Source organism: Geomicrobium sp. JCM 19038, assembly GCF_000698125.1.
In the GTDB taxonomy this organism is placed as follows: Bacteria; Bacillota; Bacilli; order Bacillales; family Marinococcaceae; genus Geomicrobium_A.
In genome coordinates this window covers 99192-120173 of record NZ_BAXA01000008.1, presented here as the reverse complement: position 1 = coordinate 120173, position 20982 = coordinate 99192, and the positions used below count along the sequence as shown (strand labels likewise).

The window sequence follows — 20982 nt, the reverse complement described above, 5'->3', positions numbered from 1 at the left end:
AGATTTTATGAAGGAAAAAGTGATTATCGAATCAGCGAAACAACTCTTTATCGAAAAGGGCTTTAAGGAAACGTCAATGAACGACATCGTAAAAGCCTCGAAAAGTAGTAAAGGCAATCTCTATCATCATTTCAAAAACAAAGACGCTTTATTCCTTAGAATATTAAAAGAAGACAATCAATCTTGGTCCGAAGAATGGCACAAAGAAGAACAAACTTACAACACGGCGGAAGAGAAGCTGTATGCGTTTGCGGATTATAACGCCAAAAAAGATGCTTACGATCCGCTACGCGTTGCTGCTGGGGAATTCTATGCACGAATGGCTGTGTCCAAAGAGATTTATGATCAGGTTATCGAAATTAACGATCAATACAATCGTTGTATTGAAGATTTGCTTAAACTCGGTCATGAACGAGGAGAATGGATCATTGAAGACCCTGCTGAAGTTAGCTTTTTAGCTGGCGCATTTTTTACCGGGGTTGAGATTTATATGAGTGAAGAATCTATCGAAGACCGTATTAAAACGTATCGGAAAGCGGCCTCGCTGATCTTGCGAAGTTATAATTCGCTGATCACAAAAAACTCATAGGCCTGCTCGACCTATGAGTTCATGTTCGTCACGATTCAATTGTAATCATTTCAATGATCGGTACTTCACCTTCAACAGGTGTCTCTCCCGAAACCTCAGTGGCTGCAATGTCATCGACGACATCCATCCCGCTGATCACTTCTCCAAATGCAGCATACTCACCATCAAGGGATGGATGGTCACCGACCATAATGAAGAATTGTGAACTCGCTGAGTTCGGATCCGGTGTTCTTGCCATTGAAATGACACCTTCTGTATGATCCAACGGATTCTCAAAGTCATTGGCAGCAAATTCTCCAGCAATTGTGTCTGGTGAACCTCCTTGTCCCGAACCTTCAGGATCTCCACCTTGGACCATAAAACCAGGTATGATGCGATGAAACGTTAAACCATCATAAAAACCATCTTCTGCGAGTGTAACGAAGTTCTCAACCGTTTCTGGCGCGTTATTCGGATACAACTCAAGAACAACTTCCCCGCCGTCCTCCATAATCATAACTGCCTCAATAGCATCACTACGATCCACCTCGGTGTCCGCTTCCGTTGATGATTCATCCGTTTCCTCTTGATCAACTTCATCTTGGGCAACGTCTTCATCTCCTGCAGATTCGTCAAGACCCTCTTCCTCTGCTGTACCACAAGCTGCAAGCATTAATAATGGTGCGATCCCCATTACTTGCATCCATTTTTTCCGCATATTACTCACCCTCATTTGTCATTAGATCGTACGCATCTATTCTATCAAAAATTTGATAGAATAAACGTGAGGTGACCGCATGTTACGAAAAATTTTAGTTTTTGTAGTACTTTTAACGCTATTCTTAATCGCTCTTCTTTATGGAGAATCGTTCGCTTCTTGGCTGGATGCAGGTGGTACAGAATCGATTTTACTCACCGCATTGATTGCAACATTACTTTCCCTATTCCCAGTCATTCCTTACCCAATTATCGGAGGAATACTAGGTGCTATATATGGACCTTATCTTGGTAGTCTCGTCACTTGGATCGGATCGTCTCTTGCTTCGATCGTCATGTTTGTATTTATTCGTTATGGTTATCAAGACCTCGGTCAGCGAATTCTGAATCGCTATACGACGCTCTCTAAGCTCAATTTGTTATTTGAGCGTAACGCCTTTATGACGATCTTCTTAACACGACTTATTCCGATCGTGCCTTCCATTATCGTGAACGTCTATAGTGCGTTAAGTCGCGTCGGTTTTCTTACGTATACAATTGCCTCATCGATTGGAAAAATCCCTTCTATGATTCTATTTGCAACAGTAGGAAGTACGATCGTAACGAACCCCCTCGGTCTTATTTATGTTGCAATTTTCTATGGATTGTTCCTTTTGCTCGTCTATGCAGGCTACCGTTTTTTCGTCCGCTACACTTTGAAAACATGAACACGCTTTTGAATAAACGTGAAGATTCGATAACAACCATATCCAATGATCGCTCCTGCAGTATTTAAGATTAAGTCATCCACATCCGCTACTCGAAACGTAAACGAGAACTGATACAATTCAATACTTAATGAGAACAAAACGCTAATTACGATCACTCTCCAAAGGGATCGTAATTTCTTAAAAAGATAAGGTACAAAAAAACCAAACGGAACGAACAGAAGAACATTTCCAATTAGAATTTTGATCGGATCTATAACATCAGGGCTAAACACTCCAATTCGATAGATACTTCGAATTGGAATGAGATTGTAATGCCTTCCACCCGGACCATCTGGCCTAATGAAGCCCCGTAGTTCCATGCAAACATCGTAATATACAGAACAGCCACCATATACAGGCTAAACATGATCCATACAAAACTCCGACTCATACTTACCCACTCCACGAATGAGATTGTACACTAGCCTATGCTTGGCAACCTCAACTCATGTGCATGGACAAAAGACAAACCGGCCTCTCTAGATGATAGAGAGGCCGGTTTCATTTCTACAAATTATCATTTTTATCGAGCGTTTCACGCCAACGAATTAAATCGTCAATCACTTCTTCAAATGGCTTGTCAAACGGGTAATCTTTCATTGCCATCGTCTTCTCTTGTTCAGACATTCTAATCCACGTATTCTTAAGCTCCATGCCTTCTCGCGTAAAGTTCACAAGTTCATATTTAAAATTACTCATCGTATTCACCTGCTTTCACTTTGATCTTCTTTCTCTACATTCATGTACTCTTCTTTGTTATGAGTTTGACGGCGGATCAGCATAAAAGCAGCTATCCATAAAAGAACGAGTAGACTCGTTACCGTAATACCAAATCCTGTCACCTGAAACGTCATCGCATGATACACAAATAATACAATCGTAAGAACAAGACCAAACGCGTTCACAATGTTGAGCGCACGTAATTCCTTTCGCTCTGGTATAGATAACGGCTCAACAATTAAAAAGAAGATTGAGCCATCACCAGAAAGTAACTGCCTAGTAAAAACAAGAGTGCGTCGGTTTGTACATACACTGGGTTAAGCAGCGTCAACAAAACGAATACGAGCCCGAGCAACATGAGGTAAAACCCACCGCGCAACGTTAACGTGCGCTCGTGTGTGGTCTGCTCTCTTGATGCCTCTGTCATCGAATCACCCCGATAACTATTACATACCCAGAAACAAAAAACGTTAAAACGCCTATTCTGACGTTTTAACGTTTTCGTTTATTTTATTCTCTTAATTAGACCCATTAAGAAATGCTTCCTGTTTTCATTCGCTCACGCACGAGGTAAAGTGCTGGAACGACGAGTAATGTCAGAACCGCTGAGAACAGCGCACCTGAAACGATCGTAATTCCAAGCGGTTGGAAGAGTGTGCTATTTCCTAAAGCAACTGGAAGTAAGCCAGCAATTGTTGTTAATGACGTGAGAACTACAGGTCGGAATCGTTGTTCCGCAGCAAGAATAACTGCATCTTGAGCACCAAGTCCTTCTTTTCGTCTCTGTTCAATAAACTCAATCAAGACAATCCCATTTCTTACAACAATCCCTGCTAAACTTACGCCACCCATGAGCGACATAAAGCCAAGACCTGTCTGAGTAATAAATAGTCCAATCATCGCACCTGAAAAGGCAAGATAGACACCACTTAAAATGATAAATGGAATACTAATGGAATAAAATTGAATGAGCATGACGATAAAGATCAGAAACACTACGACAATAAAGATCTGACCGATTTGAATGAACACGTCGGTCCGCTCTGCTGTTTCGCCTCCGATGTTAATCGCAACAGCGTCATCTTCTAAGCCAGCTATCTCTTCTTCTACTTGAGCAATAATGTCATCCGCACTAGCATCCCCAGGAAATGCCCGTACAGTAATCGTACGTTCTCCATCTTTTCTTGGAATTCTAGGCTGAATAGACTCTTCATCAATCGTTATGAACTCACTTAACGCGACTTCATCCGTCATTCCTTCAAGCGTCATCGTTTCAAGTAGGTCAAGTTCATCTCCTTCAATGTACAATTGCCAATCAAGTAGTTCACCATCAACGTCAAAGTCACCTAGTGGGACTCCTTCACCGATCGCAGCGAGCATTTCGCTCACTTCACTCGCAGTGATGTTGTTGTCTTCTAATTCGCCTCGGTCCAGTTCAACTTGATAAGAACTAACAGCAGTTCCAACATCATCATCAACGTTGACAACCCCTTCTGTGTTCAGAAGAATTGATTGTACTTCACTGCTCTTATCCATTAAATCTGTAATGGAATCACCAGAGATTTCAACAGCAATCGGTGCTCCTACTGGTGGTCCTGATTCAATAATGGATACTTCATAGGATTCTAGTTCTGGAAACTCGTCAGGCAGCTGTTCGCTCCAATAATTCATTGCTTCACGCGCTTCAACATCTTCTTTATTTATATAAATAAGGAAGTTAACGAGGTTCTCACTTTCCTCTCCTCCCCCTTCGCTACCAAAAAGTCGAGGAATGTTCGTACCCGTAAAGCTTGAGACCGAGTCAACGAAGCTTTCATTAGCGAGCCATGCTTCAACCGACTCCGAATACGCTTCACTTTCTTCTAATGGCGTACCGTTCGCAAGTGTGGCTTCAATAAAGACTTCCTCACGGTCCGAGTCTGGAAAGAACTCAATCGGAATGAATGGAATCAATAGGAAAGCAGCTGTACCGATTGCAAGTCCACCAAACGCGACAAAAAATGGTCGCCTTACGACTCTTTCCATAATTTTAGTTCGATAGCCCGCCGATGCTTTTTCAAACCATGATCCAAGAAGTCCTGCAGGTTTACGTTCTTTATCTTCAGGTCGTTTCTTCTCTCTCCACAGTCGATAGATCGGTATAATTAACAAGCTTACGAGCGTTGAAGCAATAATTGCTCCGATAAGCACGAGTGGTAATGGTCGAATAAATTCCCCAGCGCCACCAGGTAAGAACAAGATTGGGAAAAACGTGAACACAACCACAATGGTTGATGTGACAACCGACCAGAACACTTCTTTCGTTCCTTTATACGCGGCCTCTTTCGGACTTTTCCCTTCACGTAATTGACGCTCGATGTTGTCGTTTACGACAATACCATCATCAACTAGAATAGCTAGTACGATAATATAGCCGATTAAAGAAATCTGGTTTAGACCAACACCTAAAAACGGCAAGATGATTGAACCGATACTTAATGAAATTGGTATAGCGATTGCGACGCTCAGTGCAGACCCAGGACGTAAGCCGAGTGAACAAACGAACAGTACTGCAGCAACTGCAATAAGGAAAGAAATCGCTAAGTCTAAAAAGAGTTCAGAAACTAAATCCGCTTGTGTGTACAACAAGTTCGCTTCTGTTCCAGATGGCAAGGCCTCATTTATTTGATCGACAAAAGTGTCGAGTTGAGTCTGTGCTTCTGGCACACTGCTACCGGAAGCAAGTGTGAACGTTAAGGCTATTGAGGATTCGCCTTCATAATGAACGGACTCCTCTTGTTCCATCCATTGAACTGTCATTTCGCCAACGTCTTGTAAGCGTAACAGTTCACCTTCATCGTCAACGCCAATCGGAACCTCATTCATTTCCTCAACGGTTGCGTAATTGTTCAAATCCACAGGAAAGACTTGGTTATCATCTTGCCATTCACCGATTGGTGTTAATTCAACTTCACCGTTTAATGCGCCGATTACTTGTCCAAAAGTCAGACCGTTTTCTTCTAACAAGTCTGCATCTAAGTTCACAGCAACTTCTTGCTCTAATGAACCTTGGACATCAAGGCCGACAAGATCTGGATAGCTCCGAATGTCATCTGCAGCACGATCCAACACATCTTCAATCGCAGCGCGCTCATCTTCATCTGAGAAAAGGATATGATATGTAGCTAGTCCTTGATCGCCTACACTCGTATTGAAGCTTGGACTCATACTTGCATCAGGAAACTGCCCTGACACACTTTGAATGCTTTGACTAAGCTCATTCCAAACGACCGACGTGTTCTCGACACTTTCGTCGAGTTCAATCGTAAGTAAAGAAATTCCCGGTGCTGACACCGATTCAAACGATTCAATCTCATCGTATTGTTGCAGTTCGTTCTCGATTGGAACGGTAATCTGTTGCTCAATTTCTTCCGCTGTACTTCCAGGATAAACCGTCGTCACCTGACCAATTGGAGGTGAAAACTCTGGAATCTCCCGCTGCGGTAATTGAGAGAAACTGATTGCACCGACGATTGTAAGCATTAGAAAGAATAATAGCGTGATCTTCGGTCGATTAATTAACCATTTCATAAACTTCCCCTTTTCTATTTGCACTTATCGCAGAAGTATACCCGCATTTTGTCCATAACTAAACCTTTTTCTAGTAAACCTAGCGTTTATAACGAGTTAATCGTTTTTAATCATCATCTACGACTCGGTGAATGTACCCGTCATTTTTCGTTAAAAGTTGTTCCGCTTCATTTTTTGAAACTTGTAACAACCCCATCACAATCGCTACCTTTGGTTTTTTTCCAGACGTTTTAAAGAGTAGATCTGCCTGTTGTTCATCACAGTCTGTTGCATATTGAATCATCGCTTTACTTCTATCAATGAGTTTCTTATTTACCGGTTGTACGTCTACCATTAAGTTCTCATACACTTTTCCAAGTTGAATCATTGTAGCTGTCGTAATCATATTCAACACGAGCTTTTGAGAAGTACCTGCCTTCATTCGCGTTGAACCCATCACCACTTCTGGACCTACATCAATGGCAAGTAAGTGATCACCATAATCGTTTAATGGGGCATTTTGATTATTCGTAAAGGCAATCGTTTTAGCACCCAATTCTTGAGCTTTTTTTAAAGCACCAATCACGTAAGGCGCACCTCCACTTGCTGTAATTCCCATTACCACATCTGCTGATGTGATGTGACGACTAACGATCTCTTCGGATCCGAGTGCTTCGTTGTCTTCTACGTTTTCTATGGCACGAAAAACAGCCTCCTCGCCACCTGCAATAATGGCTTGAACGAGTTCTGGACTTGTGCCATACGTTGGTGGAATTTCAGAAGCATCCAACACCCCAATTCTCCCACTCGTTCCTGCTCCTACGTAAAGTAAACGTCCACCCTGTTTCATTTGGGCAACGACTGTTTTCACAATCTCAGCAATCATTTGGGTATGTTTTGCAATGGAGACAGGAACTTGTTGATCCTCAGCATTAATCGTTTCAAGTATTTCTTCGACCGATTGTCGATCAATGTTTTTAGAACGGGAATTACGACCTTCAGTAACGAGCTTGGGCTTCTTCATTTGTACACTTCCTTTTCATAATAAAATTTCAATGACCTGTACACAAGTAACTATACCGAGTGGTATACAAGTACATAAGCTACACAGAGGTGATGAGAAGGTGATCCATGAATTGCGACTGAGACCAGACCTTTCAGGGCACAACATCGGAAAAGGAACGTACGCTGCATCGAACTTCCAAGTTTTTTCTTGGGGAGAAGGTACGAAACTTTCCATTGGGAATTATTGCTCAATATCAAGTGATGTGAAGATTCTACTTGGGGGCGAACATCGAAGTGATTGGGTAACAACCTATCCTTTCTCTGTTCTTGATCCACATAAACACCACATCGGTCATCCACAATCAAAAGGAAACGTCACGATTGGACACGACGTATGGATTGCAATGGGAGCATCCATCTTGTCAGGTGTAACCATCGGTAATGGCGCAATCATAGCAGCTTTAGCAACGTAACGAAGGATGTTCCTCCTTATGCCGTTGTCGGTGGCAATCCAGCTAAACTTATTCGTAAACGATTTGATGATCACGTCATTCAAGCACTTGAACAGATCTCTTGGTGGTCATGGGAAGATGATAAGATCTCTGAAGCAATGCCTTATTTATTAAATCAAGATATTGAGCGTTTTATTGAATTGTACAACTAACACATGAAACAAAAATCTGCTCAGAACGTTGTGCTCTAAGCAGATTTGTTTTCACTCTATGTTCAACACCCCATCACTAGAACACGTTATGCCGAAAATAGAATTAAATTCAGTGCAGCAACGAGAACGAGAATCATCGCAAAACGGCGCACCCACATTTGATTGACCACCGCAAATAGCTTTAAACCAAGAATTGTTCCAATCACAACTGCAACCGTTCCGACTAGAAAATATCCAATAAAATCAACGTTAAAATCGCCATTGATCGCATGTAAGCTAATTGAAAATGTACTTACGAGTAACGTTACAAATTGCACGTTAGCAAGATACTTGAATTTATTTGATGCAAATACCATCAGAAAATAAAAGACGAAAAACGGTCCACCCACACCGAACAATCCTCCGATAAACCCACCGAAGAAACCTAACGTCACGGTCTGAATCATCGTCACGTCTTGATCTTTTGGACCCGCCGATCTTTCACGCATAAACATGAAGATGACCATGCCAATTAAAAACAAGCCTAAGTATAGCTGTAAAATGTCTAAATCTCCGTAACTTGTGAGAATAAAGAAAGCAACGATCCGACCTAAGAGCGCAAAAATAAAAATCTTTCGGACACTTCTCCATTCAATATATTGATAGTTTTTATAATGACTGTGACCGCTGCGATAATAAGTAATGAAATAACGAGTAACGTGCTTTCTTTTACCGTAAGAAATAAAGGTAAAAAGGCCATCATAACAAGCCCAATTCCAAATCCACTAATCCCTTGAACAATAGCTCCGACGAGTACAATGAGAAATATGATCAAAAACTCAATCATGCATATCAGCTCAAATCTGTGATGTTTTCTTTATTTTAGCATAGAAAAGATTCCTAACCTTTCATGTTAGGAATCTTTCATACCGTTACTCATATGTGTAAAATCCTTGACCGGACTTCTTACCGAGTCTCCCCGCCTTTACGTACTTCTCTAATATTGGGCAAGGACGATACTTTTCACCAAGCGCTCGGTGTAACGCATTCATATTTCGAAGACGGCTATCTAGACCAACAAGGTCCGCAAGTTCAAGTGGTCCCATCGGATGATTGAGACCGAGCTTGATTGCTTTATCAATATCTTCAGCTGATGCCACGCCTTCCATAAGCATGTTCATTGCTTCATTTCCGATGAGGCAATTCATCCGGCTCGTCACAAACCCTGGAAATTCATTGACGATGACCGTTTCTTTGCCTAGTTCACGACCAATCGCTTCAATCGTTTTCACGGCTTCATCGGACGTGTCTAAGCCGCGTATAATTTCAATTAACTTCATGCGATGAACTGGATTAAAGAAATGCATCGCAATCACTTTGTCTGGCCGACTCGTATTCGCACCAATTTCCGTTGGCTTAACGTCGATGTATTCGTTGCTAGGATCGCATGAGCTGGTGCATACTTATCCAACTCTTTGAAAACAGAGAGCTTCAAGCTCATCTCTTCTAACACCGCTTCAATCACCACGTCAGCTGATTCAACCGCATGTTGTAACGTACCATTGTACGTAATGGTCTGTAACCGTTCTCGTTCATCTTCATTCAAATATCCACGATCAAAGCTCTTCGCTCCTAAGCGTTCAATTTCAACTTTAGCGTGTTCAAGAGCTTCTTCATACACATCATATAATTGAACAGCAAATCCTTGAATGGCTGCGGTATAGGCAATGCCTCGCCCCATCGTTCCTGCTCCAATGACCGCAATTGTACTCATGTTAGTTCACTTCCTTTTTCAGTAACATTGCCATTCCTTGACCACCACCGACGCAAAGCGTAGACACACCGTACGCTTCATCAGAACGAATCATTTCATGCAACAATGAAATCGTAATTCTAGCACCTGTTGCACCGAGTGGATGACCTAGTGCAATTCCTCCACCGTTTCGATTTACATCTTCTTCTCGTATTCCTAATTCACGAATGACTGCAAGTGCTTGAGAAGCAAATGCTTCATTTAATTCCCACACACCGATGTCTTCTTTTTGTAGTTTCGTACGAGCGAGTAGTTTCTGAACAGCAGGTACAGGGCCAATTCCCATCACATTTGGTGACACACCAGCTGTTGCCCAGTCAACGACAGTTGCAAGTGGCTTTAACCCAAGTGCTTCTGCTTTGCCTCTCGTCATCAGCATCACTGCCGCTGCACCGTCATTTCTTCCGCAAGCATTTCCTGCTGTCACACTGCCGTCTTTTTTAAATGCTGGGCGTAAGCTTGCTAATTTCTCTAGCGTCGTTTCTCTCGGATGCTCATCAACGTTAAACGTAAAGCTCCGCTTTCGTTCTTTCACTTCAATTGGAATAATCTCATCTTTAAAACGACCCGACTCAATTGCATCTTTGGCACGGCGTTGGCTTTCTAACGCAAACACATCTTGGTCTTCTCGACTAACCTTGTATTGCTTAGCAACGTTCTCTGCCGTCATTCCCATGCCTAAGTCTTTGCCATACATTTCTTGTGGTTGTTGACCCGCTTCCAAATTTGAATCTACAAGGTGAGGATTACCCTCTCCATACCTAGAATTACGCAAATAGATCGGTGCCTGACTTAAGTTCTCTGTCCCTCCAGCTATGATGACTTCAGCTTGACCAAACGCAATCTGTTGAACTGCCGAACCGATCGCTTGCATCCCTGAAGCACAAAGACGATTTACAGTAAACGCAGTTGCTTCTTCCGGCACCCCTGCTCGAAGAGCTGCAACCCTTGCCACATTCGAAGATTCTGTCATTGGTCGCACTTCACCCATAATGACTTCATCAACGTTATGACTTTCAATTCCACTCTTCATAATAGCGCTTTCAATAACAGCAGAAGCTAAATGACCACTGTTTACTCCTTTAAGACTTCCACCTGCACGACCAATCGCAGTACGAACTGCTTGAACAATAACGACATCTTCACGTTTCATTTCATTCGCTCCTTCATCGACTTCTAGAGTTAGGGCATTACTGTCTACGTATTATGTAAATGGGATAAAGTGAAGTGACTTCCAGCTCTTTCAGATAGTGTGATTTATACGTATTTCATCATCACGTGACCTTCGCTTTTGAAGTGACTCTGCATCTTCTATCCTTTTTGTCATTCCAATATACCCGTAGCGAATACTACGGGTATATTGATTATAACAAAAAAATGAAAGTTCTGAATTAATAACTTTCACTCTATCAAAAAGCGACTGCCTATTGACAGTCGCTTTTCATAATTAAATAGGTTCAGCATAAATGACATAGCGTTCAGGCGCAGCGCCCAAAAGGTGAAATGGATAACATGTGGATAAGGTTAACACTTCCTCGCCCATCTCTCGAATAATCGACGTGTCATCTTTGTCCACGATCGTATGCGAACGCATTTCATATTCAAACGTACCGTATGAAAGTTCAACGATAAAGACATCGCCAACTTCAAGCTCGCCAAAGTTCTTAAACACGGTATCCCGATGGCCTGACAGAAGAATTTGTTCCCCCTCAGACGGCCAAGCTGTAGACGTAAAATGCCCAACACCTTTCGCGAGCATTTCTTCTTCTGTCCCTTCAATAATTGGCAATGATACGTCCAGCTTCGGAATGGTTAACACACCCACAGGCTCACCAAGCTCAGGTTGGAATGCTTCCACCTTTTCTATCTCTTTTGAATCTCCTACGACTTCAGCAGCTCGACTAATCGCTTGGTCAGTGCTCACTTTCGTTGTCATATAGTCGTACGTTGCAACACTTAGCAATACAACGCCAACGATGATGAACACAATACTGACTACTCGCCTCACGATTCTGGCGTTGATTTACGACGGAACCTCATCGCCACTCCTGCAAGTAATGCGAGTAACCCAGCAAAACCGACATTGTACATATCAGTAGAGGTATCTGGAAGTTTTTCACCCGTTGTACTCGCTTTAGACGTATCACTTGATTTCTTCAGGACCGGCCCAGCCTCTTTTTCAACATGCTTTACTTGGGTTACTTCTTTGACTGGTGGTTTTTCAACTGGTGCCGATGGTTTCGTTGGTGTCACGGCACCACCTTCATTGCATTCTTCTTCAGGAATCTCGATCCACCATTCATCGTCGAGGTACCACCAAATCAAATCAATAATGTAAATAAACCATTCGTCACTGATGTGGTCGAGCCACATCCAAATCTCTTCTTCAGTTAATGAATCAAGGTAAGCGATCCACTTCTCTGCATCAGCTTCTGTAAATTCAGTTGGAACTGGTCCTGTTGGAATCCAAAATCCATATTCCACTTCAACATATTCCCACTCACCATCAAACGGCGGCTTTGGTTTGGATTGATCTTGATCTATTGGTGTTCCCGCTTCAACTTCGTCGTCCACGACTGGCGCTTCCTCAACGGGTTGTTGATCTTCTTCAACAGTTGGCACATCTTCAAACGGCTGCTCTTCTTCAACATCTGGCTCTTCTTCAGCTGACTCTTCCGTGTCGCTCTCTTCTTCAGCTACAACAGGTTCGTCTACTTCCGCTTCCTCGTCTAAGACAAGTTGCTCTTCTTGATCTGACTCAAGAATAATATCTGTACCTTCACCTTCGTCAACTTCATGACCAAGTTCAACGTCAATGCCTTCTAGTGCAAATTCGACGTCGTTTTCTAAAACCGTTTCTTCAATGACGTTTGCCTCTTGCTCTACAGTTTTAGACTCTGCTTGTGCCAATCCATCTGTTACAGCAAATGTTGTTGCTGCAAGTGCCGACAACGCAATAACATTGCGCAAATGACGACTCTTACGCATCCTCCCCGTATGTAACCTACGTTTGTAATCCACACCGCGAAGACTGCTTCTTCTCATCTTCTTTTTCCTTCTTCCCATGAGTTAGTGGTACAAATTTGTGAAGCTGATCTTATTATAATGATTTCCCAAAAAAAGTCACTCCTTTTTTGAAAAATAAAAAAATACATTTTTATTAAGTCTGTGTACGCTTCGCGACAGGATTTGGACGCTTTACGACATCCATCGTGTTACGAAGCGTCTTTATCGGACGTTTCGTGCCAACTAAGACGCTTTATGACACAAAACGTACCTTCTTAAACGAAACATACCGATAATCGAAATAGCCCTCGTATACTAAATGTAAATAAGATATTTCATCACTTAAGGAGCGAATTTACAATGGAACTTTTACAAGAATTTATTATAAATCTCATGGAAATGAATCCTTTATTGCAACACCTTGGGATTGCTCTCATTGGAGTCATTCCTTTTCTAGAAGGATTTTTCGGAGCATTTGTCGGTTCGTTTATCGGTGTATCAGCTATAACATCTGCACTGGCTAGTTTTGTAGGGAACTGGATCTCTGTTATGCTCGTCATCCTCCCGTTTAACGCATTGTTCACGTGGTTGCGTAATCGGAATTCTGGGAAAAGTGGCGGATTTATTCAAGGCCGCGCGAAAAAGGCACAAGAGACGTACGACAAATACGGTGTACCAGGTCTTGCAATTATCGCTCCTGCAGTCGCATCAGGTCATATTGCTGCCTTTATCTCCCTTGCTGCAGGCGCGGATAAGAAACGTGTCATCTTCTGGCACACGATTAGTATTCTCCTCTGGGTAATCATTGGTGCTGCATTTGGCGGGTTTGTTGGATTCAACTAAAAAGGTAAGAAAAACCACAAAGGGTCAGTCCCTTTGTGGTTTTTCTAGTTTAAAACACTGTTCAGAGACGATATACTAAACGTGATAGAGATTGGAGGCATTAGTATGTATACGATGACAAACGTAGAAATCATTCAACACGGTCATAGGATTGTTCCTTCATTTGATTTAACTGTGAACGAAGGAGATTTCACAATCATTCATTGTAGTGCAAAACAAGGGAATGTCCTACTTCATTACTTACATACTCAACGTCAAAACGCCGATCACATAACATTCAGTCAACAAAAAGGGATCGGTTACTTTATGTTAGAAGATACGCTCTATGAACGACTTTCCGTGATTGACAACCTCGCATTCTTTCATAACATGTACAATTCAAAGACTGATTTAAACGAAATCTTATCCACATGGGACTTACGTCATTCCAATCAATGCGTTATTTAGATTTAGATGACTCTATTAAGCGTCGCGTATTAATTGCCCGAGCAATTGTTCATGACCCTTCAATTGTCATCTTAGAAAACCCATACATCGGTGTTGACCATGAAACGAAGCAGCTAATTTCTAACAACTTAATCCATTATTCTAATCGTGCAAAAGCGGTTCTTCTCACATTATCTGATTATGATGTTGAAACTTTCAGCCTCGGTCGACAATATAAAATGACGAATACGACGCTTGTGGAACTCTCAAATAAGGATGCTCTTCCTACTCCGTTTAAAAAGATTGCAGCGAAACAAGCAGAAAAGACATTGCTATTTAATCCTGAAGAAATTGATTATATTGAAGCGATTGATGGAGAGTGTTTGCTTTATGTGAACGAACAGTCTTACGTTTCTCCATTTACACTGCAAGCACTTGAACAACAGTTAGTACCGTTCGGCTTCTTTCGAACACACCGCTCCTATCTCGTCAATTTACAGCGAGTTCGAGAAGTCATGCAATGGACGAGAAATAGTTACACCGTCGTAATTGCAAAATACCCGGATGGCGTTCCACTTGCTAAAAGCAAATTGCCTTTACTTTATGAAACGCTCGGCATCGCCTGTAATTTCACGTTCAATTGTGCACCATTCGCATTGCTCTGTGCACTACTCACCGTAAACTTAATGCTAGTTAATTCATCTTCCCGCAAACTGAACGTGAAAGGGATGATGGTATGAATGCAATCATTGAATTTGAAGATGTACACAAGCAATTCAAAGAGAAAAAGGCCCTCACAGACGTGAACTTCTCGATTAAAGAAGGAGAAATATTTGGCCTCGTCGGTCCTAGCGGTGTAGGAAAAACAACGTCGATTAAGTTACTCACCGATCAATTAAAGCCTAGCGAAGGGACGATTCGTGTATTTGGTGAAAGTGTTACAGGCAATCATACTCAATTGCTTAGCAAAATGGGAATTCTTAGTGATCGGAGTGTGCTCTACGAACGATTGAGTTTGTATGACAACTTACGTTTCCTAGCTTCCCTATATGAACGACCCGTGAGTACCATAGAAGACTTGTTGGAACAGGTCGGATTAGCCTCATCAAAAAAGACCGCCTACAAAAGTTTATCAAAAGGGATGAAGCAACGAGCGAATCTACCTCAGCGCTCATTCATGCTCCCGAAATCTTAATTCTCGATGAACCGACTGCTTCCCTTGACCCGAGCGCAAAAGCAAATGTGCATGCGTTTTTACGTCAACTCAATGAACAAGGCTCAACCATTTTTCTAACGTCTCATGATATGAACGAAATTGAATCGCTCTGTCACCGTGTGGCATTTATGATTGACGGTACGATTTATCTTTGTGACGAACCTGTTCAAATCCGTAGCACGTATGCTGCACCGACGGTTACGGTGACATTCGCTGACGGGAACGTTGAGACTTTCAACAATAGTTATACGGGAATGACGTCACTTCGAAGCGCCATTGAAAGTCGTAAAGTACAATCGATCCACAGTGACGAACCTTCATTAACCGACATCTTTTTAGACGTAACCGGGAGGAAATTCGCATGAGCCTATCGATGAAAAGAATTTTTGCAATTGTACGTAAAGATCGTAAAGACTCGATGAAGAGCGCGAATATCGTCCCTGTGTTGCTAATTCCCGTCGGAATGGCACTGATGTTTGCTTACGTGATGCCAAGGGATCTAGACATGATGTTTGAGATGTACGTTGGTGTAATCTTGCTAAACCTTTTATTTATCTCTGGGGTTGTCCCCGCCAACTCGCTTGCGGAAGAAAAAGAGAAAGGGACACTCCGAATGTTGCTTTATACCCCAACAAGCATCGCAGAACTATTAATCGGTAAAAACATTCACTATTTCTGTTTATCACTTATTGGGGTACTTCTGAGCTTACTCATTCTACAAGTTCCAATATCGTGGGGTTATTTCCTCGTTGCTGTGATTCCTGTCGCATTTTTTTGCATTGTATTATCTTCAACGGTAGGACTTCTCGCGAACAATAATGGACAAATCATGATCACACTATTTCCAATTATTATGGGTATGTATTTTATTTCTTCAATGGCTGATCTGTACAATGTAGCTTCATTTATACAATTAAACGCTTTCTACCGATCGAGATCTTTTACGATGCTTTTTATGTAGGTTATTACGGTGGTTCGTTCCCGTGGTTTAGTTTAGTTGTGTCGCTCTGTTGGATTATCGTTATAAGTATTATTTTTGCAGTCGTATATCGAAAACAACGGTACACATAATCATCTACTATTTCCTAGGAAATAATTTAACGTTGTAGGCTAGATTTAATAGTTAAACGTATAAAAGCAAAGGGAAAATTCCCTTTGCTTTTATACACTTAATTTCCTGCGTATACCTTCATCGCATCACGCATCCACTCGGCTAAGCCTGGTCGAAATTGATCAATATTCTGTTGGAAACGCTCATCACTGATGTACATTTCGCCAAGACCGGCAAATGCTTCTTTTGAGTATGAACCCATTCGATTCAAGTAGTTGTACCACTGCTCAATTGCCACCTGTGCCTCTTTTGACGTTGGGTTGTGTTCCATCGTCTGTGCTAACTCACGGTAAATATCATTCATTTCTTCTTGAAGCGCTTGTTCATTTCCTTTGATCTTCGCTTTGCCTTCATCTACAGCCTGATCACCGTACAACTCTCTTGCTTCAGCTTCATACGAATCACTTTCACTAAATTTAAATCCTTTAAAATGACGTTCTTCAGTCATATCAAGATCTCCTTCTCGCTGCTCAAGTGTCCCATCAATCATCTCAATCATTCCTTGAATGTGCGTAACACGGTCGGTTAACAATCGTTTTTGCATACGCAACGCATCACTTCGTGAATATGAAGGATCACTCATGAGGGATTTTATTTGTTTCAGAGGGAAGCCTAGCTCTCGAAAGAAAAGAATTTCTTGTAAATGCATTAAGTCTTTTTGTGAATAGAGGCGATACCCCGATTCTGTCGCACTCTCCGGTGTTAACAAACCGATGTGATCATAATGATGAAGTGTGCGCACACTAACACCGGTTAGCTTTGATACTTCCTTCACTTGCAGCATTGCATTCCCTCCTTCACATTTGACGATAAGGGCTGACGTAACGTTAGAGTCAATAATGATTTTAAAATTTAATTTACCTCTGCATAAGAGCCAAAGAACAATGTTGCACCAGTTGGCTCATGTTCAATTAGAAAATAAAATGGTCGATTAGCGGTGAAATTAATTGGAGATGTCATCGACGCGCTCGTTTCTATTACAGATACAGCAGTTGCCGCTGCTGCTTCGGTTCCTTTTTCATCGACTTCGATAGTCGCTTTATGAATAACATCATCAATAGCGTAATTCATTTTATTTTCTTCAAACATGTTGTTTTCCATATAAGTAAAAATCGTTTCCATGCCTAATTGTTGCAATACATTGTTCAAATTATAGTTGTGGTCAAGCTCAAACGTCGGGATTTGCACATTCACTTCCTCTGTTGACCACTTTTTGTTGCTCATGATCGCTGGTATTTCGTGTAAGACGTCTGTAAATGCTCCTTCATCTGGCAAAACAATTTTCAATGATGTCTCTTCATCAGCATACGAAAGCTGGACTGCTTGATATTGCTCACCTTCAACATAACGAAAATCATCAACACGGTTCATCCATTCAACGGACTCCACTGACCCATCTAGATTTGTAAACTTCTCATTGTGCCCTTCTAATAGAGTAAACGGAAACTGCCACTCTCCATAAAAATAAGTAGCATTAACGAGTAGTGCCACGATTGACTCGGACAGTTCTTCTTCGACTATTCGATTAATTTCACCCTTCGTTTTGCCACTTACCCAGTCGTTAATTCCCTTAACCCCTGTTAATTCCCGCGCCTCTCCATAGAACGTGTCCTCAATCGTAGCGACGTAACGCTCAAGGAACGTGACATGCTCTTTCGCCCAAATCGAATTCGCAATGCCGATTTCGACGTCTCGATCCATTGACAAATAGGTTAACCAGTCATGAATCTTTCTATTTTCTTCTTCACGATCGACATCATCTAACTGAAGCGCTGTATAGATCTCTTGTTCACTGTCACCACTCGTCCCGTTAGCGACCATCATTAAGCTTAAATAAATACTAAAAGGCGACATCACATGATTGCCTTCATCTTCGTGATCTACTAATTGCACTGCAAACTCAAGTTGACGATTTTGCTCTAGTGATTCTTCAAGATTCGCATTTACTTGTTCACTCGATGTCACGCCACATCCAGTCAATCCGGCCATTAAAGCAACACCTCCAATACTTGTCCACCATCTCACCTGACGCCCCCTTTTTATCTTACTATTCGGTATTCTTGACAAAAGCGTTACAATGAAATGATAAAAGGGGGACAACATGTACAAATCATATGGAGAATTATCTACAGCAGTTTACGAAAAAACAAAACCGATTGGCAGTTCCATTAATGGTGACATTCCATATTACATCTCACGCTTACAACATGTCACCTCACCGATTCTAGAACCTGCTTCTGGAACTGGGCGCATGCTTTTTCCGCTGATTGATGCTGGATTTCAAGTCGTCGGTGTTGACACGTCTAAAGAAATGCTAGATCTATGCAGGTCGTATGCAACGAACAACGGTTACAATCCTACATTAATTCAAGATGATATTACAACGGTTCAGTTGCATCAAAAATTCGGTGCAATCATCGTACCAACCGGTTCCTTTTCGCTACTCACTTCTCGTGAACTTGCCAAAACGGCACTGCAGAACTTTTATCACCACCTCGAAGAAGGTGGCAAACTCATTTTAGACATTATTGCACCTGGTCCGATTGAAGATGATCGTACGGTGTCTCATTTCCATCTTTCTGAAGAAACAGGGATCCGGATGACAAGTATGCTGCTATCAAACAATTGGATTGAGCAAACATTTACGAAAGAAATTGTGTATGAGAAATGGACGAACGGTGAAAAAACCGATACAGAATTACAAACGCTTGCAATTCGGTGGTATGGTGTCGAAGAATTTCGAAGTTTTTTGAATGAAGTGGGCTTTACGAACATCGTCGTTTCAAGCGACTATACTTATCAACAACCTGCACATCAAGGCGCAACCTCAATTACGTTCGAGGCAACAAAATAATCATTTACCTTGTGAATAAGTGTATAACCTATAGAACTTATGCACATATTCACGATGTTGTTAACATTCCAACAACTAGAATTGTCTGTTAACAGTTATTTATCCACAATTAATCCCCCATAACGGGGGATTTTTTTTTATGGATTTGTCGCCCATAGACCTGCAGTTTTAACAAACACACGAGGATGTAGCTTCAGTTGAGCAACGATCAACTCTGCTAGATCTTCAGGTTGCATTGCTTTTTCTGGATTGCCATCTGTTAGACCATTATCAACCGCTAGATCAGTAGCTACTGTACTTGGCGTTAACGCAGAAACACGAACGTTATGCTTTCTTACTTCAAGCATGAGTGATTCCGTTAAACCCATCACTGCATACTTCGATGCACTATATGCACTCGTTACAGGCGCACCTTTAGTACCTGCTGTGGATGAGATGTTAATAATGTCACCCGCTTTTTGTTCAATCATTGCAGGTAGTGCAAGTCTCGTCGCGTTATACACACCGTTGAGATTTACATTAATAATTTCTTGGAACTCGTCAGGTGAAAGCTCTAAGAAGCCACCAAATTTACCAATACCCGCATTATTAATAAGAATATCAATTGTTCCTAAATCACTCGTGATGTGATTGAACGCTTCTTCCATCTCGCTCAGATTGCTCACGTTTGCAGTAGCAGCACTTACGTTTACATCATACTGCTCGAGCTCTTTTGCGACGTTTTCAAGGTTTTCCATCGTACGTCCAATGAGGCCTACATGAATGCCTTCTTTAGCAAATGCAATTGCTGTTGAACGACCGATTCCACGGCCAGCCCCTGTAATGACAGCTGTTTTACCTGTTAATTGTTGCATCAAACTCACTCCCTATGTCTTTAATCGAACACTCATTATACGATGCACAGGTGAAAATGTCTCGTCCTACGCTTATTGCGGGTCCGTTGCCCAAAGCTCTGAATGTTTAACGAACATACGCGGATGTAACTTTAACTTCGACACAATCACATCAGCTACGTCTCCCGCTTGCATAAAGTGCTCCACTTCTTCATCCGTTAAACGGTTTTTCCCGCCACCAAAATCAGTAATAACCCGGCTAGGACTTAGGCTTTGAACCCGAATTTTATGCTTACGCATCTCTTTCATTAAAGACTCTGTAAGTCCATGCAATGCAAACTTCGTAGCACTGTATGCACTTGATCCTTCCGTACCGCGTAAACCTGATGTGGACGAGATGTTAATAATATCCCCGGTACGTCGTTCAATCATGTGCGGCAATACTGCCTGCGTGACACGTAGCACCCCTTTGACGTTCACTTCATAAACATTGTCCCAATCGTCTTCTGTTAAATCCATGAATTTGCCGTACGCGCCAATACCCGCATTATTAATTAAAATATCAATCGTACCAAACGTTTGTAACACTTCTTGGATTGCTGACTGAACATTCGATGCATCGGTTACATCCATTTGAATGGCTAGCGACTGAACACCATAAGCATCGACCTCTTTTTGCACACTATTCAAATTCTCAAGCGTCTTCCCTACCAGCGCTACGTTGACACCTTCACGTGCAAGCGCAAGAGCAGTCGACCTGCCAATTCCACGACCCGCACCTGTAATTACCGCGTACTTCCCATGAATTGTTTGCATAAAACAGCAACCTCCCTCTCTTTGTGACCATGGTAATGTAACTAGCTATGCATGTCCATTTATTGAAACTATAGGCTCCACTAGCGCTCGCTACACTACTGGATTCTCTAGCT

Annotated in this window: 25 protein-coding genes and 2 pseudogenes; 10 read left to right on the top strand and 17 right to left on the bottom strand. The window is 41.9% G+C overall.

The genetic code is table 11. From position 1 onward, the window contains the following. The first annotated feature begins 7 nt into the window (after positions 1-7). Complete coding sequence (locus JCM19038_RS22335; protein WP_042418140.1) at positions 8-589, top strand: TetR/AcrR family transcriptional regulator; 582 nt, start codon at positions 8-10, stop codon at positions 587-589. 28 nt (positions 590-617) lie between these two features. Here JCM19038_RS22335 and JCM19038_RS11745 read toward each other — a convergent pair whose 3' ends face one another. Beyond that, positions 618-1286, bottom strand: coding sequence for a peptidylprolyl isomerase (locus JCM19038_RS11745; protein ID WP_042418137.1), 669 nt, complete (start codon positions 1284-1286; stop codon positions 618-620). Between the two features lie 79 nt (positions 1287-1365). Between JCM19038_RS11745 and JCM19038_RS11740 the strand changes: the two genes are divergently transcribed. Beyond that, positions 1366-1992, top strand: coding sequence for a TVP38/TMEM64 family protein (locus JCM19038_RS11740; RefSeq protein ID WP_042418133.1), 627 nt, complete (start codon positions 1366-1368; stop codon positions 1990-1992). On the opposite strand, the gene JCM19038_RS11735 is transcribed toward JCM19038_RS11740, so the two are convergent. From JCM19038_RS11735 to murQ, 6 genes are all read right to left on the bottom strand, one after another. Continuing rightward, positions 1974-2354: a VanZ family protein gene (locus JCM19038_RS11735; protein WP_238554397.1), complete on the bottom strand. Its 381-nt coding sequence runs from the start codon at positions 2352-2354 to the stop codon at positions 1974-1976. The two genes, JCM19038_RS11740 and JCM19038_RS11735, sit on opposite strands and share 19 nt — an antisense overlap. A 187-nt stretch (positions 2355-2541) precedes the next feature. Continuing rightward, on the bottom strand, positions 2542-2733 hold the full coding sequence (locus JCM19038_RS11730; protein WP_152549423.1) for a hypothetical protein: 192 nt from the start codon (positions 2731-2733) through the stop codon (positions 2542-2544). Between the two features lie 5 nt (positions 2734-2738). Then, the gene (locus tag JCM19038_RS11725; protein WP_042418127.1) at positions 2739-2939 is read right to left on the bottom strand and encodes a hypothetical protein; all 201 of its coding nucleotides are present in this window, start codon (positions 2937-2939) and stop codon (positions 2739-2741) included. Positions 2940-2992: 53 nt separating this feature from the next. Continuing rightward, positions 2993-3181, bottom strand: a complete 189-nt coding sequence (locus tag JCM19038_RS11720) for a hypothetical protein (RefSeq protein WP_042418124.1) — start codon at positions 3179-3181, stop codon at positions 2993-2995. A 104-nt stretch (positions 3182-3285) separates the two neighbouring features. Beyond that, positions 3286-6324, bottom strand: a complete 3039-nt coding sequence (locus JCM19038_RS11715; RefSeq protein WP_042418120.1) for an efflux RND transporter permease subunit — start codon at positions 6322-6324, stop codon at positions 3286-3288. Positions 6325-6430: 106 nt separating this feature from the next. Beyond that, positions 6431-7327, bottom strand: coding sequence for an N-acetylmuramic acid 6-phosphate etherase (murQ, locus tag JCM19038_RS11710; protein ID WP_042418118.1), 897 nt, complete (start codon positions 7325-7327; stop codon positions 6431-6433). A gap of 103 nt (positions 7328-7430) precedes the next feature. Between murQ and JCM19038_RS11705 the strand changes: the two are divergent. Beyond that, positions 7431-7972, top strand: a pseudogene (locus JCM19038_RS11705) (CatB-related O-acetyltransferase). 86 nt (positions 7973-8058) lie between these two features. Here the strand turns inward: JCM19038_RS11705 and JCM19038_RS11700 are convergent. The 6 genes and pseudogenes from JCM19038_RS11700 to JCM19038_RS11680 all read right to left on the bottom strand — a co-directional run bounded on the left by JCM19038_RS11700 (position 8059) and on the right by JCM19038_RS11680 (position 12752). Then, on the bottom strand, positions 8059-8607 hold the full coding sequence (locus JCM19038_RS11700) for a TSUP family transporter (RefSeq protein WP_238554398.1): 549 nt from the start codon (positions 8605-8607) through the stop codon (positions 8059-8061). Continuing rightward, positions 8562-8798, bottom strand: a complete 237-nt coding sequence (locus tag JCM19038_RS23675; RefSeq protein ID WP_238554396.1) for a hypothetical protein — start codon at positions 8796-8798, stop codon at positions 8562-8564. Before JCM19038_RS23675 ends, JCM19038_RS11700 begins: the two co-directional genes overlap by 46 nt. Positions 8799-8883: 85 nt before the next feature. After that, positions 8884-9725: pseudogene (locus JCM19038_RS11695) on the bottom strand (3-hydroxyacyl-CoA dehydrogenase family protein). A gap of 1 nt (position 9726) precedes the next feature. Beyond that, a complete protein-coding gene (locus JCM19038_RS11690; protein ID WP_042418115.1) occupies positions 9727-10917 on the bottom strand; it encodes a thiolase family protein in 1191 nt (396 codons plus the stop codon). 294 nt (positions 10918-11211) lie between these two features. Next, complete coding sequence (locus JCM19038_RS11685) at positions 11212-11751, bottom strand: class D sortase (protein ID WP_238554395.1); 540 nt, start codon at positions 11749-11751, stop codon at positions 11212-11214. Positions 11752-11768: 17 nt separating this feature from the next. Further along, on the bottom strand, positions 11769-12752 hold the full coding sequence (locus tag JCM19038_RS11680; protein ID WP_042418109.1) for an LPXTG cell wall anchor domain-containing protein: 984 nt from the start codon (positions 12750-12752) through the stop codon (positions 11769-11771). Between the two features lie 378 nt (positions 12753-13130). On the opposite strand from JCM19038_RS11680, the gene JCM19038_RS11675 reads away from it, so the two are divergent. The 6 genes from JCM19038_RS11675 (at position 13131) to JCM19038_RS11655 (ending at position 16216) form a co-directional block, all read left to right on the top strand. Continuing rightward, complete coding sequence (locus JCM19038_RS11675; RefSeq protein WP_042418106.1) at positions 13131-13613, top strand: small multi-drug export protein; 483 nt, start codon at positions 13131-13133, stop codon at positions 13611-13613. Between the two features lie 105 nt (positions 13614-13718). Further along, positions 13719-14060 carry a hypothetical protein gene (locus JCM19038_RS11670; protein ID WP_042418102.1) on the top strand — a complete coding sequence of 114 codons (342 nt, stop codon included), beginning with the start codon at positions 13719-13721 and terminating at the stop codon, positions 14058-14060. Further along, positions 14024-14779, top strand: a complete 756-nt coding sequence (locus JCM19038_RS11665; RefSeq protein ID WP_081831767.1) for a LytTR family transcriptional regulator DNA-binding domain-containing protein — start codon at positions 14024-14026, stop codon at positions 14777-14779. Before JCM19038_RS11670 ends, JCM19038_RS11665 begins: the two co-directional genes overlap by 37 nt. Further along, entirely contained in the window at positions 14776-15234 is a 459-nt protein-coding gene (locus tag JCM19038_RS22330; RefSeq protein WP_152549421.1) for an ATP-binding cassette domain-containing protein, read from the top strand. Before JCM19038_RS11665 ends, JCM19038_RS22330 begins: the two co-directional genes overlap by 4 nt. A gap of 47 nt (positions 15235-15281) precedes the next feature. After that, positions 15282-15620, top strand: a complete 339-nt coding sequence (locus JCM19038_RS22325) for a hypothetical protein (RefSeq protein ID WP_152549420.1) — start codon at positions 15282-15284, stop codon at positions 15618-15620. Continuing rightward, positions 15617-16216: an ABC transporter permease gene (locus JCM19038_RS11655; protein ID WP_042418098.1), complete on the top strand. Its 600-nt coding sequence runs from the start codon at positions 15617-15619 to the stop codon at positions 16214-16216. The genes JCM19038_RS22325 and JCM19038_RS11655 overlap by 4 nt, the downstream gene beginning before the upstream one ends. Before the next feature lie 208 nt (positions 16217-16424). On the opposite strand, the gene JCM19038_RS11650 is transcribed toward JCM19038_RS11655, so the two are convergent. Further along, positions 16425-17150, bottom strand: coding sequence for a MerR family transcriptional regulator (locus JCM19038_RS11650; protein WP_042418095.1), 726 nt, complete (start codon positions 17148-17150; stop codon positions 16425-16427). A gap of 68 nt (positions 17151-17218) precedes the next feature. After that, on the bottom strand, positions 17219-18391 hold the full coding sequence (locus JCM19038_RS11645; RefSeq protein ID WP_193745116.1) for a serpin family protein: 1173 nt from the start codon (positions 18389-18391) through the stop codon (positions 17219-17221). 76 nt (positions 18392-18467) lie between these two features. Here JCM19038_RS11645 and JCM19038_RS11640 point away from each other — a divergent pair, with 76 nt between their 5' ends. Next, positions 18468-19220, top strand: coding sequence for a class I SAM-dependent methyltransferase (locus JCM19038_RS11640; RefSeq protein ID WP_042418089.1), 753 nt, complete (start codon positions 18468-18470; stop codon positions 19218-19220). A 137-nt stretch (positions 19221-19357) separates the two neighbouring features. Here JCM19038_RS11640 and JCM19038_RS11635 read toward each other — a convergent pair whose 3' ends face one another. Together JCM19038_RS11635 and JCM19038_RS11630 are read right to left on the bottom strand one after the other, a co-directional pair. Beyond that, entirely contained in the window at positions 19358-20074 is a 717-nt protein-coding gene (locus JCM19038_RS11635; protein ID WP_042418086.1) for a 3-ketoacyl-ACP reductase, read from the bottom strand. Positions 20075-20146: 72 nt separating this feature from the next. Continuing rightward, positions 20147-20869, bottom strand: a complete 723-nt coding sequence (locus tag JCM19038_RS11630) for a 3-ketoacyl-ACP reductase (protein WP_042418083.1) — start codon at positions 20867-20869, stop codon at positions 20147-20149. Positions 20870-20982 lie beyond the last annotated feature (113 nt).

Excerpts from the sequence above, each read along its gene's own strand:
- JCM19038_RS11680 (WP_042418109.1), bottom strand. The coding sequence starts at position 12,752 with ATGCGTAAGAGTCGTCATTTGCGCAATGTTATTGCGTTGTCGGCACTT.
- JCM19038_RS11740 (WP_042418133.1), top strand. The coding sequence starts at position 1,366 with ATGTTACGAAAAATTTTAGTTTTTGTAGTACTTTTAACGCTATTCTTA.
- JCM19038_RS11735 (WP_238554397.1), bottom strand. The coding sequence starts at position 2,354 with ATGGAACTACGGGGCTTCATTAGGCCAGATGGTCCGGGTGGAAGGCAT.
- JCM19038_RS11655 (WP_042418098.1), top strand. The coding sequence starts at position 15,617 with ATGAGCCTATCGATGAAAAGAATTTTTGCAATTGTACGTAAAGATCGT.
- JCM19038_RS11675 (WP_042418106.1), top strand. The coding sequence starts at position 13,131 with ATGGAACTTTTACAAGAATTTATTATAAATCTCATGGAAATGAATCCT.
- JCM19038_RS11665 (WP_081831767.1), top strand. The coding sequence starts at position 14,024 with ATGGGACTTACGTCATTCCAATCAATGCGTTATTTAGATTTAGATGAC.
- murQ (WP_042418118.1), bottom strand. The coding sequence starts at position 7,327 with ATGAAGAAGCCCAAGCTCGTTACTGAAGGTCGTAATTCCCGTTCTAAA.
- JCM19038_RS11650 (WP_042418095.1), bottom strand. The coding sequence starts at position 17,150 with ATGCTGCAAGTGAAGGAAGTATCAAAGCTAACCGGTGTTAGTGTGCGC.
- JCM19038_RS11720 (WP_042418124.1), bottom strand. The coding sequence starts at position 3,181 with ATGACAGAGGCATCAAGAGAGCAGACCACACACGAGCGCACGTTAACG.
- JCM19038_RS23675 (WP_238554396.1), bottom strand. The coding sequence starts at position 8,798 with ATGATTGAGTTTTTGATCATATTTCTCATTGTACTCGTCGGAGCTATT.
- JCM19038_RS11635 (WP_042418086.1), bottom strand. The coding sequence starts at position 20,074 with ATGCAACAATTAACAGGTAAAACAGCTGTCATTACAGGGGCTGGCCGT.
- JCM19038_RS11640 (WP_042418089.1), top strand. The coding sequence starts at position 18,468 with ATGTACAAATCATATGGAGAATTATCTACAGCAGTTTACGAAAAAACA.
- JCM19038_RS11715 (WP_042418120.1), bottom strand. The coding sequence starts at position 6,324 with ATGAAATGGTTAATTAATCGACCGAAGATCACGCTATTATTCTTTCTA.
- JCM19038_RS11730 (WP_152549423.1), bottom strand. The coding sequence starts at position 2,733 with ATGAGTAATTTTAAATATGAACTTGTGAACTTTACGCGAGAAGGCATG.
- JCM19038_RS22335 (WP_042418140.1), top strand. The coding sequence starts at position 8 with ATGAAGGAAAAAGTGATTATCGAATCAGCGAAACAACTCTTTATCGAA.
- JCM19038_RS11630 (WP_042418083.1), bottom strand. The coding sequence starts at position 20,869 with ATGCAAACAATTCATGGGAAGTACGCGGTAATTACAGGTGCGGGTCGT.
- JCM19038_RS11690 (WP_042418115.1), bottom strand. The coding sequence starts at position 10,917 with ATGAAACGTGAAGATGTCGTTATTGTTCAAGCAGTTCGTACTGCGATT.
- JCM19038_RS22330 (WP_152549421.1), top strand. The coding sequence starts at position 14,776 with ATGAATGCAATCATTGAATTTGAAGATGTACACAAGCAATTCAAAGAG.
- JCM19038_RS11670 (WP_042418102.1), top strand. The coding sequence starts at position 13,719 with ATGTATACGATGACAAACGTAGAAATCATTCAACACGGTCATAGGATT.
- JCM19038_RS11745 (WP_042418137.1), bottom strand. The coding sequence starts at position 1,286 with ATGCGGAAAAAATGGATGCAAGTAATGGGGATCGCACCATTATTAATG.